We start from the raw sequence: 13,903 nt of genomic DNA, 5'->3' as shown, positions 1-13,903 counted from the left end.
TATGTGCTGAGGCGCGGGGGGCGTCAGGCCTATCCTGTACGCTCAGGCGCAAATGATAGCGACACTTGCGCACCTTGAATCACCCCGCCGTCGTCCCTGTTGCCCAGGTCGATGCGGGCGCCATGCTCGTCTGCGATTTTCTTGACCACGGCCAGGCCCAGTCCGGTGCCCCGCGCCTTGGTCGTGACATAGGGCTCGAAGGCCCGTTGAAGGATGTTGGCCGCGAAGCCCGTGCCGCTGTCGCTGATGCTCAGGCGCACGCGGCGCGTGGACTCGTTCCAGCGCGTCTCTATGGTCACGGGGCCGGGGGGCTGGCCGCTTTCCTGCGCACGCTGGGCCGTGGCGTCCTGGGCATTCTGCAAAAGATTGTGAATGACCTGGCGCAGCTGCTGGCCATCGCCTGAAATCGGCGGGCATTGCGGGTCCAGCACACACTCCACGCGCACTTCGGCGTTCTCTTCACCGTACAGCTGCAGCACGTCGGTCACCAGCGCGTTGAGGTCCAGCGACTGCAGATTGGCGGCAGGCAGGCGCGCGTAGTCGCGGAATTCATCGACCAGGCGCTTCATGGCGCCGACCTGATCGACGATGGTCTTGACGGACTTGGCCAGCAGCGCCTGGTCAGCCGGCTGCAGCTTGTCGGTCAGCCGCATGGCCATGCGCTCGGCCGACAGCTGGATGGGCGTGAGCGGGTTCTTGATCTCATGGGCCACGCGGCGCGCCACCTCGCCCCAGGCCTGGGCGCGCTGGGCCGAGACGATCTCGGAGATGTCGTCGAAGACCAGCAGCCGCTGCGCATCGGGCAGTTCCGCACCGCGCATGACCAGGGTGGTGGTGTGCTGGATGACGCCGCCATCGGTGGAGGCATGCAGCTCATGCACCAGTTGCCAGCGATCGCGCCCCTGCTCGCCCAGGAAGAGCGCGAACTGCTCCTGCACGACTTCGCCGAACTGCTCCAGCCCCGGCACCTGGGACAGCGCCCGTCCTTCATGGACGGCCATGGGCGCGCGCAGTATGCGCGTGGCCCCGGGATTGCTCAGGACGATGGCGCCCCGCGCGTCCAGCACGATGACGCCCGATGTGAGGTTGTCGAGGATGGTCTGCAGGTTGCCGCGTGCGGCATCGAGCTGGCCCATGCTGCGGTTGGCCTCGGCGCGGGCGTCGGCCAGTTGCTGGGTCATGAGCGCGAAGGAGCGCGTGAGCCCGCCGATCTCGTCGCGCGTCTGCAGCGCCGGCTTGGGCCGCAGATCGCCGCGCGCCACGTCGCGCATGCCCTGGGCCAGCAGCAGCAGCGGCCTGGCCAGCTGGTTGCCCAGCACGATGGCCAGTACCACGGCGCCGAAGACCGCCAGGAACAGGCTGAGCGTGAGCGTGCCTATGTACATGCGCTGCAGGCCGCCGCGTGCCAGCGCGCGTTCCTGGTATTCGCGGTTGGCGGCCTGCACGGCAAGGGCGTTGGTCACCAGCGCCTGCGGCAGCGCAATGGTGGCCTGCAAATAACGCGGCTCGGTCAGCAGTCCCACGCTGGGGTTGGGAACCACGGCCAGCGTGCGGACCTGGGCATTCGGCGCTGTGGCACCCGGCTGGGCCGTGCCGTCGTCGTCCAGTCCTTCGATGCTGGCCACGGCGCGCTGCTCGCGCAGCGAGCGCAGCATTTGCGCGCTGGGGCGTTCGGGCTGCAGGTTGAAGCGCGACTGGCCTGCGCTGGCAACCGCGCGCAAGCCAGCCAGCTCGCCACTGCGCGGCACCGGCGCCGGACCCACGACGGCGATTTCGGAGGCGCTCCACAGCACGACATCGGTGGCCCCCAACTGGTCGCGCACGCGCTCCAGGATCAGCGCGGCGCCCGCATCGGAGACCTGGGACAGCTGGGCGCCTGCGGTGCGCGTGTTGTTGGCCATGTCGTTGGCCACGGTCTCCAGCGTGGAACTGGCCAGGCTCACGCCTGCCGACAGCGCACCCTCGACCTGCACGTCGAACCAGCTCTCGATGGAGCGCGAGACGAACTGGTAGGAGACGATGTAGATCAGCAGGCCCGGCACCAGTCCCACCAGCGTGAAGATGCCGGCCAGCTTGAGCAGCAGGCGGCTGCCGAAGCGCCCCCGCTGCAGGCGTATGGCCAGGCGGATGCCGCCCCAGACCAGGATGGCCAGCAGCAGGCCGGCCACGACCACGTTGGCGGCGAACAGCCAGTTGTAGTTGCGCTCGTAGTCCAGCCGGTTGTTGGTGGCCAGGGTCAGCAGGAACAGCAGCAGCACGCCGACCAGCCCCATGAGACCGGCGCCCACGCCCACGGCCCAGCGCGTGCCGCGCGACAGGCCGGCCGAGGCCGGCAGGGCCATGCGTTCGTCGGCGTCGGTGTCCCGGTTCATGGCGCGTCTTCCAGCATCTGGGCGCGCGACAGCTGCAGGTTCCAGCCAGAGCGGCCCAGCGCGCCGATCTGCAGCGGCCTGGGCAGCTGGGACAGGTCGATGCGAAAGCGCAGCTGCACCGAGACACCCGACTGCGTGGGTGCCGTGTCCATGATTTTCCAGCGCGAGATGCGCCGCATGGAGGACAGCGCATCTTCCAGGGTCTCGAAGGTCTGGCCCAGGGCCAGCCCCAGCCCGGCGCTGGAGAAGGGGGTATTGGAGATGTGCAGGCGCCAGCGGCGTGTCAGCGGCTGGTGGCTGAGGCGGTAGTGGCGGCTGGCGGTGGCCAGTTGCTGATCGGACCAGTACCAGCGCTCACGCTGGACCTGGGCCTCGGCCACGAAGTACATGGGAATGCCCTGGCGCAGCGCGTCGTCGATCTGGTAGGGCAACTCGAACTGGAGATTGGCGGACAGCAGCAGACCATCGTCGGAGCGCTCGAGCTGCATGGATCCGATCTCGGCGGTCAGCGCATCGGCCCTGGCCTGCAGGCCCAGGCCGGCCAGCACGGCGGCCAGCACAAGTGCCCCGGCCAGCCGCGCCAGCAGGCGCAGCCAAGCTGGCGACCTGGTCCGGGGACGGGGGTCAGCGCGTCTTTTGCAGCAAGGCGTAGAAGAAGCCGTCGTGGTCACCCAAAGCATTGTCAGCCAGCATGCCGGCTTTGTAGTCCTTGCCCGGGATTAAATGCCCCGGCGCCGGCAGTGTTCGCGCCTCACTGTTGCGTGCAACAAACGCTTGAACCTGTGCCTCGCCCTCTTGCCTGAAGACCGAGCAGGTGCAGTACAGCAGGCGCCCGCCAGGCTGCAGCAGGGGCCACAGGGTGTCGAGCAGCCGGGACTGGATCTGGGCCAGCTGGTGCACATCGCTTTCGCGGCGCAGCCAGCGCACGTCGGGCTGGCGCCGCACGATGCCCGAGGCCGTGCAGGGCGCGTCCAGCAAGATGGCGTCGAACAGTTGGCCGCCGCATTGCGCCTCGAACCACTGCGCAGGCTGGGACGCATCGGCCACGACCACTTGCGCCTGCAACTGCAGCCTTCCCAGCGTGTCCTCGATGCGCGCGGCGCGCTCGGCGTCTATCTCCAGCGCCGTGACCTGCAGGGTCTGCGGCGCTGCGTATTCCAGCAGGTGGGCCGTCTTGCCACCGGGGGCGGCGCAGGCATCAAGTACCCGCAACGCTCGGCCGGCGGGCTGCTCCAGCCCTTGCAGCAGCAGCGGTGCGGCCAGTTGCGCCGCCGCATCCTGCACGGAGGCCAGGCCCTGGTCGAAGCCCGGCAGGGATTGCACGGGCAAGGCCTGCTGCAGTTGCAGGCCGCTGTCGGCCACGGCAAGCGATGGCACGTCCATGGCCTGCAGCGCCGCCTGGTACTGCGCGCGGTCTGCCCTTTGGCGATTGACGCGCAGCGTCATCGGAGGCTGCTCGTTGTTGGCCTGCAGGATGGCCTGCCAGTGATCGGGATGGTCCTTGCGCAGGCGGGCAATCCACCAGGCGGGATGGTTCCAGACCGCCTGCGGCTGGGCTTCGGTGGCGGCGACCAGGGCATCGCGCTCGCGCAGAAAGCGGCGCAGGCAGGCGTTGACAAAGCCGGACTGCGCGCGGGTCGGCCCCTGCTTGGCCGCTTCCACGGCCTGGTTGACCAGGGTGAACGGCGGGTATGGCGCGCGAGATTCATCCCAGGCCAGGGCCAGGGCGGTGTTCAGCAATGCGCTGACGCGCGGCGGCGGGTTGCGCGAGGCCAGCTGCTTTTGCAGCGCCTGGGCACGGCCCAGCTGGCGCAGCACCTGGAACAGCAGGGCCTGCACGCCGGGACGCAGCGGCTGCGGCACACGCGCCAGCACGCTGCGGCTGGACTGGCCTTCGAGCACGGCCTGCAGGCATTGGGCGACGGCGTCGAGCTGCTGCCAAAGAGGAGGTGCGGCCGGTGCGGCATGCGCCTGCGAGGGCGCCGCAGCGCGGCGCGGGGAAGAATGCGTGCGTTGGTTCATGTTCCACTTTCCTGCACCTTGCTGGGCGCAGGTTCGACCAGCAGGCTGCGCACCGGGCGAAAGCCCAGCAGCCAGGCCAGCAGCCTGGCCGGATATTGCGCGATGGCGGCGTTGTAGCGCTCGGCCGCGGCGTTGAATTGCTGCAGTCCCAGGCGGTTGCGCACCTGGTGCTCGGTCCAGCGCTGCTGCCAGGGCTGCAGCGGATCGGGGTCCGGCGACGGGGCATCTGATGGCGCAGTGCCAGTGCCAGCGGCGCCGGCGCCGGTGTCAACGGCGACCTTGGTCATGGCCTGCCAGGCCACCTCCAGCGCCGAGCAGGCATGCTCCAGCGAGGCCAGCGCGCTCTCGCGCAGCGGCCGGCCACGGGCATCGACCAGCGCCGCCTGCAACTGCGCGGCGGTCTGGTGCAGCGCGGCCTGGGCATGCACAAGGGCGGGGCTTTGGCCTTCGCCCTTGGGCTGTGCCTCGAAGGCCTGCAGCATGGCATGCCACTGGCCCAGGTATGCATCGAGCGTACCGAACTGCTGCACGCAGCCGCTGCGCAGCCGGGCCAGCCGGTTGTATGCGCCGACGGCCCAGAACACCAGCAGTGCCAGCAGCATCCATTCAAGAGACAAGGACCACATCGTCTGCAATGGCCCGGCCGGAAGCTGGTCCGGCCGAACTCTGGTTATTCCCAAAGAAAAACGCTCCCGCCTGCGCAGGGCAGGCCGGGAGCGTCACATCATCAAGCACTTGCGCCATGCACTGCTCTAGGAGACAGCATGTCCCAACAAGAGGGACGCCGAGCAAGGGCCGCCCCCGCAGCGAGGGCGTCGTCCCCCTCCCGCGTAGCGAGAGAGGGGGAAGCGGCACAGCCGCTCAGGGGGTGACACCGCCTATCAGTCAGCGGAAGCGTCACCGGCGACGGCAGCCACGCCAGCGTCGTCGTCAGCCATCACACCGGCCAGTTCGGCCGCTTCGGCGTCGGCGATGGCGCGGCGCTCTGCGTCGTCCATGGCGTCCTTGGCCTTGCGCGCCTGGTGGTATGCCAGACCCGTACCGGCGGGGATCAGGCGACCCACGATGACGTTTTCCTTCAAGCCACGCAGCTCGTCGCGCTTGCCCATGATGGCAGCCTCGGTGAGCACGCGGGTCGTTTCCTGGAACGACGCGGCAGAGATGAAAGAGTCGGTCGACAGCGATGCCTTGGTAATACCCAGCAGCACGTTGGAGTACGTGGCAGGGATCTTGCCTTCGCGCTGCAGCGCCTCGTTGGTATTGAGGATCTCCGAACGCTCGACCTGCTCGCCAGCGATGTAGGTCGAGTCGCCGGTGTTCTCGACCACGACGCGGCGCAGCATCTGGCGAACGATCACCTCGATGTGCTTGTCGTTGATCTTCACACCCTGCAGGCGGTAGACGTCCTGCACTTCATCGACGATGTAGCGCGACAGCTCCTCGATGCCCAGCAGGCGCAGGATGTCCTGCGGATCGGCCGGGCCGTCGACGATGGACTCACCCTTGTTGACCACCTGGCCTTCGTGCACCAGGATGTTCTTTTCCTTGGGCACGAGTTCTTCCCAGACCTTGCCATCCAGATCGGTGATCTGCATGCGCACCTTGCCCTTGGTTTCCTTGCCGAAGGAAATGGTGCCGGTCATCTCGGCCAGCGTGCCCTTGTCCTTGGGCGTGCGGGCTTCGAACAGCTCGGCCACGCGGGGCAGACCGCCGGTAATGTCGCGGGTCTTCTGGCCTTCGACAGGGATACGGGCCAGCACTTCGCCGGGGCCCACGTCCTGGCCGTCACGCACCTGGATCAGCGCGCCGACCTGGAAGCCGATCGTCACCGAGTGGTCGGTGCCGGGGATCTTGACTTCCTGGTTGTTGGCATCGATCAGCTTGACCTGGGGACGCACGACCTTGGCAGAGCCACGGCGCTTGGGATCGATCACCACCAGCGTGGACAGGCCGGTCACTTCGTCGACCTGCTTGGCCACGGTCAGGCCCTCTTCCACATTCTCGAAGCGCACCTGGCCGGCGTACTCGGTAATGATGGGTCGGGTCAGCGGATCCCAGTTGGCCAGGATCAGACCGGCCTTGACCTGCTGGTCGGGCCTGACGGTCAGCACGGCACCGTAAGGCACCTTGTGGCGCTCACGCTCGCGGCCGTTGTCGCTGATGACGATTTCGCCCGAACGCGAAATCACGACCAACTCACCCTTGGTGTTGCTGACGTAGCGCATCGTGCTGTTGAAGCTGATGGAGCCGTTGGACTTGGCTTCCACGCTCGAGGCGATGGCAGCGCGCGAAGCGGCACCACCGATGTGGAAGGTACGCATGGTCAGCTGCGTGCCGGGCTCGCCGATGGACTGGGCGGCGATCACACCCACGGCTTCGCCGAGGTTGATCAGGCCGCCGCGGCCCAGGTCGCGGCCGTAGCACTTGGCGCACAGGCCGTAGCGGGTCTCGCAGGTCAGCGCGGTGCGGACCTTGATCTCGTCCACGCCTTGCGATTCCAGCTCGTCGATCACGTCTTCGTTGAGCAGCGTGCCTGCGGGCAGCAGCACGGCCAGCGTCTCGGGATGCACGACGTCCTCGGCCGTGGTACGGCCCAGCACGCGGTCGCGCAGCGATTCGATGACTTCACCGCCTTCGACGATGGCGCGCATCAGTGCGCCATTGCTCGTGCCGCAATCGTCCTCGTTGACCACCAGATCCTGCGTCACGTCCACCAGACGACGCGTCAGGTAGCCGGAGTTGGCCGTCTTCAACGCCGTGTCGGCCAGACCCTTTCGGGCGCCGTGGGTGGAGATGAAGTACTGCAGAACGTTCAGGCCTTCACGGAAGTTCGCCGTAATGGGCGTCTCGATGATGGAGCCGTCAGGCTTGGCCATCAGGCCACGCATGCCGGCCAGCTGGCGGATCTGCGCGGCCGAGCCGCGGGCACCGGAGTCGGCCATCATGTAGATGGCGTTGAACGATTCCTGCTCGACTTCGTTGCCGTGGCGGTCGATGACCTTTTCCTTGGCCAGCTGGGCCATCATGACCTTGGAGACTTCGTCGCCGGCCTTGCCCCAGATGTCCACCACCTTGTTGTAGCGCTCGCCAGCGGTCACGAGACCGGAGACGTACTGCTGTTCGATCTCCTTCACCTCGGCTTCGGCACGGCCGATGATCTCGGCCTTTTGCGGCGGCACCAGCATGTCGCCGATGGCGATCGAGATGCCGGCGTGCGTGGACAGGCGGAAGCCGTTTTGCAGCAGCTTGTCGGCAAACACCACCGTGGCCTTCAGACCGCACTTGCGGAACGAGGCATTGATGAGCTTGGAGATCTCCTTCTTCTTGAGCGCCTTGTTCATGTGGCTGAACGGCAGGCCCTTGGGAAGGATCTCGGACATCAGGGCGCGGCCCACGGTGGTTTCCACCAGGCTGGTCGAAGGCTCGAACTCGCCGGAGTCCTTGTTCTTCGTCCACTCGGTCAGGCGAACGCTGATCTTGGCGGCCAGCTCGACCTGCTCGGCGTCCAGCGCGCGCTGCACTTCGCCGATGTCGGCGAAGACCATGCCCTCGCCCTTGCCGTTGATGCGCTCGCGCGTCGCGTGGTACAGACCCAGCACCACGTCCTGCGAAGGAACGATGGAGGGCTCGCCCGATGCGGGGAACAGCACGTTGTTGGAGGCCAGCATCAGCGTGCGGGCTTCCATCTGTGCTTCCACCGACAGCGGAACGTGGACGGCCATCTGGTCACCGTCGAAGTCGGCGTTGAAGGCCGCGCAGACGAGCGGGTGCAGCTGGATGGCCTTGCCTTCGATCAGGATGGGCTCGAAGGCCTGGATGCCCAGGCGGTGCAGCGTGGGAGCACGGTTCAGCATGACCGGGTGCTCCTTGATGACCTCTTCGAGGATGTCCCACACCACGGGCGTGCCGGATTCCACTTCCTTCTTCGCCGCCTTGATGGTGGTGGCGATGCCGCGCTGCTCGAGCTGCGCGAAGATGAAGGGCTTGAACAGTTCCAGCGCCATCAGCTTGGGCAGACCGCACTGGTGCAGCTTGAGGTACGGACCCACCGTGATCACGGAACGGCCCGAGTAGTCCACGCGCTTGCCCAGCAAGTTCTGGCGGAAACGGCCGCTCTTGCCCTTGATCATGTCGGCCAGCGACTTCAGGGCACGCTTGTTGGCGCCCGTCATGGCCTTGCCACGGCGGCCGTTGTCCAGCAGCGAGTCCACTGCTTCCTGCAGCATGCGCTTTTCGTTGCGCGCGATGATTTCCGGAGCCTTCAGCTCCAGCAGGCGGCGCAGACGCGAGTTGCGGTTGATGACGCGGCGGTACAGGTCGTTCAGGTCGGACGTTGCGAAGCGGCCGCCGTCCAGCGGCACCAGCGGACGCAGGTCCGGGGGCAGCACGGGCAGCACTTCCATGACCATCCAGCCCGGCTTGATGCCGGACTTCTTGAACGCTTCCAGCAGCTTCAGGCGCTTGGCGTTCTTCTTGACCTTGACTTCGGAGCCGGTCAGGTCGCCGCGCAGGCGCTCGGTCTCGACGTCGATGTCGATGCCTTCGAGCAGGTCCTTGATGCCTTCGGCGCCCATCTTGGCTTCGAACTCGTCACCGTACTCGGTGCGCTTGGCCTCGTAGTCGTCCTCGGTCATGATGCTGAACTTCTTCAGCGGGGTCATGCCGGGGTCGGTCACCACGTAGGCTTCGAAGTACAGCACGCGCTCGATGTCGCGCAGCGTCATGTCGAGCACCAGGCCCAGACGCGACGGCAGCGACTTCAGGAACCAGATGTGGGCGCAGGGCGCAGCCAGGTCGATGTGGCCCATGCGCTCGCGGCGCACCTTGGTCTGGGTCACTTCGACGCCGCACTTCTCGCAGATCACGCCGCGGTGCTTGAGGCGCTTGTACTTGCCGCACAGGCACTCGTAGTCCTTGATGGGGCCAAAGATCTTGGCGCAGAACAGACCATCGCGCTCGGGCTTGAACGTGCGGTAGTTGATGGTCTCGGGCTTCTTCACCTCGCCGAAGGACCAGGAACGGATCTTCTCGGGAGAAGCCAGACCGATCTTGATGGCATCGAAATGCTCATCGGGCGTGAATTGCTTGAACAGGTCGAGTAGAGATTTCATAAGACTCTTTCCCTTTTCAATATTTAAGAACGCTCAAGCTCGATGTCGAGGCCCAGGGAGCGGATTTCCTTGACCAGCACGTTGAACGACTCGGGCATGCCTGCCTCGATGGCGTGCTCGCCCTTGACGATGGATTCGTACACCTTGGTACGGCCCACCACGTCGTCGGACTTCACGGTCAGCATTTCCTGCAGCACATAGGCGGCGCCGTAGGCTTCCAGCGCCCACACTTCCATTTCCCCGAAACGCTGGCCGCCGAACTGGGCCTTGCCGCCCAGAGGCTGCTGCGTCACCAGAGAGTACGGACCCGTGGAGCGGGCGTGCATCTTGTCGTCGACCAAGTGGTGCAGCTTCAGGTAGTGCATGTAGCCGATGGTGGTCGGACGCTCGAAGCGGTCACCGGTGCGGCCGTCATACAGGTAGGCCTGCGTGCGGCTTTCGGTCAGGCCCTTGCGCTCCTTCAGCTCTTCCGGATATGCCAGATGCAGCATGTCCTGGATTTCCTGCTCGGAAGCGCCGTCGAACACCGGCGTGGCAAACGGCACGCCCGTGGTCAGCGCCTGCGCCATGGACACGATCTCGTTGTCATCGAGCTGGGCCAGGTCTTCCTTGCGGCCGCGCGAGTTGTAGATCTCTTCCATGAAGGCACGGATTTCGGCGGCACGGGCTTCCTGCTGCAGCATGTCGCCGATGCGCTGGCCCAGACCCTTGCCGGCCCAGCCCAGATGTACTTCCAGCACCTGGCCGATGTTCATGCGCGAAGGCACGCCCAGCGGGTTCAGCACGATGTCGGCAGTGGAGCCGTCGGCCATGTAGGGCATGTCCTCGACCGGAACGATCTTGGAGACCACGCCCTTGTTGCCGTGGCGGCCGGCCATCTTGTCGCCGGGCTGCAGGCGGCGCTTGACGGCCAGGTAGACCTTGACCATCTTGAGCACGCCAGCGGGCAGCTCGTCGCCCTGGGTGAGCTTCTTGCGCTTTTCTTCGAAAGCCAGGTCGAAGCTGTGGCGCGTCTGCTCCAGCGAGTTCTTGATGGACTCAAGCTGGGTGGCGACCTCGTCCTCTGCAGGACGGATGTCGAACCAGTGGAACTTCTCCACGCCGTCCAGGTAGGCCTTGTCGATCTTGGCGCCCTTGGCCAGCTTTTGCGGGCCGCCGTTGGCCACGCGGCCATTGAGCAGCTTCTCGATACGGTCGAAGGCGTCGGCCTCGACGATGCGCAGCTGGTCGTTCAGGTCCAGGCGGTAGCGCTTGAGTTCATCGTCGATGATCTGCTGGGCACGCTTGTCGCGCTGGATGCCTTCACGGGTGAAGACCTGCACGTCGATCACGGTGCCTTGCGAGCCCTGGTCCACGCGCAGCGAGGTGTCCTTCACGTCGGAAGCCTTCTCGCCGAAGATGGCGCGCAGCAGCTTCTCTTCAGGCGTCAGCGTGGTCTCGCCCTTGGGCGTGACCTTGCCGACCAGCACATCGCCGGGCTGCACTTCCGCACCCACGTAGATGATGCCGGACTCGTCCAGGCGGTTGAGCTGCTGCTCGGACAGGTTCGGGATGTCGCGCGTGATTTCCTCGGCACCGAGCTTGGTGTCGCGGGCCATCACCACGAGTTCTTCGATATGGATCGAGGTGTAGCGGTCTTCGGCCACCACGCGCTCGTTGATCAGGATCGAATCCTCGAAGTTGTAGCCGTTCCAGGGCATGAAGGCGATCAGCATGTTCTGACCGATGGCGATTTCGCCCAGGTCGGTCGATGCGCCGTCGGCCACCACGTCACCCTTGGCCAGCTTGTCGCCACGCTTGACGATGGGACGCTGGTGGATGTTGGTGTTCTGGTTGGAACGCTGGTACTTGATGAGGTTGTAGATGTCCACGCCGACTTCGCCGGCCACGGCTTCCGCATCGTTCACGCGGACCACGATGCGCGTTGCATCGACATAGTCCACGATACCGCCGCGGGTTGCCGTCACCACGGTGCCGGAGTCCACTGCCGCCACGCGCTCGATGCCCGTGCCCACCATGGGCTTTTCGGGACGCAGCACAGGCACGGCCTGACGCGACATGTTGGCGCCCATCAATGCGCGGTTCGCGTCATCGTGCTCCAGGAACGGAATCAGCGAGGCAGCCACCGACACGATCTGTGCGGGCGACACGTCCATGTACTGAACGCGCTCGGCCGACACCAGGGTCGAATCACCCTTTTCGCGCGCCGACACCAGGTCGCCGATCAGGCGGCCTTCGGCATCCAGCTCGGCATTGGCCTGGGCGATGATGTACTTGCCTTCCTCGATGGCCGACAGGTAATCGATCTCCATCGTGACCTTGCCGTCGGCCACGCGACGGTAAGGCGTCTCGATGAAGCCGTACTCGTTCAGGCGGGCGTACAGGGCCAGCGAATTGATCAGGCCGATGTTCGGGCCTTCAGGCGTTTCGATAGGGCAGACGCGGCCGTAGTGGGTCACGTGCACGTCGCGCACTTCGAAGCCTGCGCGCTCGCGCGTCAGACCGCCCGGGCCCAGGGCCGAGACGCGACGCTTGTGCGTGATTTCGGCCAGAGGATTGGTCTGGTCCATGAACTGCGACAGCTGCGACGCACCGAAGAATTCCTTCAGGGCGGCCGAAATCGGCTTGCTGTTGATCAGGTCATGGGGCATCAGCGGCTCTTGCTCGGCCTGACCCAGACGCTCCTTCACGGCCTTCTCGATACGTGCCAGGCCCGTGCGGTACTGGTTCTCGGCCAGTTCGCCCACGCAACGCACGCGGCGGTTGCCCAGGTGGTCGATGTCATCGACCTCGCCCTTGCCGTTGCGCAGATCCACCAGGATCTTGACCACGGCCAGGATGTCCTCGTTGGACAGCACCATGGGGCCGGTGGCGCCATCGCGGCCGACCTTGGCGTTGAACTTCATCCGGCCCACGCGCGAAAGATCGTAGGTGTCGGGGTTGTAGAACAGGCGCTGGAACAGGGCCTGCACGGCGTCCTCGGTCGGCGGCTCGCCGGGGCGCATCATGCGGTAGATGGCCACGCGCGCAGCGAACTCATCGACGGTTTCGTCGGTGCGCAGGGTCTGCGAAATGTAGGCGCCCTGGTCCAGCTCGTTCGTGTAGATGCACTGCAGATCCTGGATGCCGGCGCTGCGCAGCTTCTTGAGCAGGGACTCGGTCAGCTCTTCGTTGGCCTTGGCGATGATCTCGCCAGTGTCCGGATCGACGATGTTCTTGGCGACCACGCGGCCGATCAGGAAATCTTCGGGGACGCTGATGAACTTGGTGCCCGACTGCTCCAGCTCACGCGTGTGGCGAGCAGTGACGCGCTTGTCCTTGGCGACCACGACCTTGCCCGACTTGTCGGTGATGTCGAAGCGCGCGACCTCGCCGCGCAGGCGCTCGGGGACGAACTCCATCTGCGCGCCCGAATCCATGAGGCGGAAGTTGTCGTTGACGAAGAAATTGGCCAGGATCGATTCCGGCGTCAGGCCGATGGCCTTCAGCAGAATGGACACGGGCATCTTGCGACGACGGTCGACGCGGAAGAACAGCAGGTCCTTGGGGTCGAACTCGAAGTCCAGCCACGAGCCGCGGTAAGGAATGATGCGTGCCGAGAACAGCAGCTTGCCCGAGCTGTGGGTCTTGCCCTTGTCGTGTTCGAAGAACACGCCAGGCGAGCGGTGCAGCTGCGAGACGATGACGCGCTCGGTACCGTTGATGATGAACGAGCCCTTGTCGGTCATCAGGGGCACTTCGCCCATGTAGACCTCTTGCTCCTTGACTTCCTTGACCACCTTGGACTGCGAGGTCGAAGACTCACGGTCATAGATGATCAGCTGAACCTTGGCGCGCACGGCAGAGGCGAAGGTCAGACCACGGGTCTGGCACTCGCGCACATCGAAAGCAGGCTTGGCGAGGTTGTACTCGACGAACTTCATCTCCACAAAACCGTTGTGGGAGACGATGGGGAAGGCAGAGTTGAAGGCCGCTTGCAGGCCTTCGATGGTGCGTTTTTTGGGGGCTACATCTGCCTGCAAGAATGCGGTATATGCATCTTTTTGCATCTGCAGCAGGTAAGGCACTTCGAGCACGCTGTCGCGGCTCCCGAAGCTTTTGCGGATTCGCTTGCGTTCGGTGTAAGAATAGGCCATGAGATCTCCGGGCAAAGACATGAGTCCTGGGTCTGCGACGACTGCCCCACATGGAAAGCTCCCTGCGGGCTTGGCGGTTGGCCACTACCAACCATGGCTGACGGCGATGCGTTGCACATCGCCCGAACCAAGGCATCTTCTGCTGTCGGGTTGTCAGAAGACACTAGAAAACAGGCTGCTCCAGACCGCTTTCTAGTGTGCTCTATGGATACGCTCTCCACAAGCGCCAAAGGCTGGAGGCCCTTTTTCGGAGCCTCCAGCC

6 protein-coding genes are annotated in these 13,903 nt (G+C 65.4%); all 6 read right to left on the bottom strand.

The window, feature by feature from the left end; all coding sequences use genetic code 11:
* Positions 1-29 precede the first annotated feature (29 nt).
* The 6 genes from G4D77_RS18800 to rpoB all read right to left on the bottom strand — a co-directional run bounded on the left by G4D77_RS18800 (position 30) and on the right by rpoB (position 13,641).
* Positions 30-2,372: a sensor histidine kinase gene (locus tag G4D77_RS18800; RefSeq protein ID WP_016450396.1), complete on the bottom strand. Its 2,343-nt coding sequence runs from the start codon at positions 2,370-2,372 to the stop codon at positions 30-32.
* Complete coding sequence (locus tag G4D77_RS18795) at positions 2,369-3,052, bottom strand: DUF4390 domain-containing protein (protein WP_016450395.1); 684 nt, start codon at positions 3,050-3,052, stop codon at positions 2,369-2,371. Before G4D77_RS18795 ends, G4D77_RS18800 begins: the two co-directional genes overlap by 4 nt.
* Positions 2,997-4,394, bottom strand: coding sequence for a 16S rRNA (cytosine(967)-C(5))-methyltransferase RsmB (rsmB, locus tag G4D77_RS18790; protein ID WP_047219498.1), 1,398 nt, complete (start codon positions 4,392-4,394; stop codon positions 2,997-2,999). Before rsmB ends, G4D77_RS18795 begins: the two co-directional genes overlap by 56 nt.
* Entirely contained in the window at positions 4,391-5,020 is a 630-nt protein-coding gene (locus tag G4D77_RS18785; RefSeq protein ID WP_047326982.1) for a LemA family protein, read from the bottom strand. The genes rsmB and G4D77_RS18785 overlap by 4 nt, the downstream gene beginning before the upstream one ends.
* Positions 5,021-5,275: 255 nt before the next feature.
* Positions 5,276-9,505 (bottom strand): DNA-directed RNA polymerase subunit beta', encoded by a 4,230-nt coding sequence (rpoC, locus tag G4D77_RS18780; protein WP_016450392.1) that lies wholly within the window; start codon positions 9,503-9,505, stop codon positions 5,276-5,278.
* Positions 9,506-9,528: 23 nt separating this feature from the next.
* A complete protein-coding gene (gene rpoB, locus G4D77_RS18775) occupies positions 9,529-13,641 on the bottom strand; it encodes a DNA-directed RNA polymerase subunit beta (RefSeq protein ID WP_016450391.1) in 4,113 nt (1,370 codons plus the stop codon).
* Positions 13,642-13,903: the final 262 nt, after the last annotated feature.

Source organism: Delftia sp. WY8, from assembly GCF_018437695.1.
Lineage (GTDB): Bacteria > Pseudomonadota > Gammaproteobacteria > Burkholderiales > Burkholderiaceae_C > Comamonas > Comamonas tsuruhatensis.
This window is presented reverse-complemented; position numbering and strand designations above follow the sequence as displayed.

Coding starts and splice junctions, on each gene's coding strand:
- G4D77_RS18800 (WP_016450396.1), bottom strand. CDS start 2,372: ATGAACCGGGACACCGACGCCGACGAACGCATGGCCCTGCCGGCCTCG.
- G4D77_RS18795 (WP_016450395.1), bottom strand. CDS start 3,052: ATGCTTTGGGTGACCACGACGGCTTCTTCTACGCCTTGCTGCAAAAGA.
- rsmB (WP_047219498.1), bottom strand. CDS start 4,394: ATGAACCAACGCACGCATTCTTCCCCGCGCCGCGCTGCGGCGCCCTCG.
- G4D77_RS18785 (WP_047326982.1), bottom strand. CDS start 5,020: ATGTGGTCCTTGTCTCTTGAATGGATGCTGCTGGCACTGCTGGTGTTC.
- rpoC (WP_016450392.1), bottom strand. CDS start 9,505: ATGAAATCTCTACTCGACCTGTTCAAGCAATTCACGCCCGATGAGCAT.
- rpoB (WP_016450391.1), bottom strand. CDS start 13,641: ATGGCCTATTCTTACACCGAACGCAAGCGAATCCGCAAAAGCTTCGGG.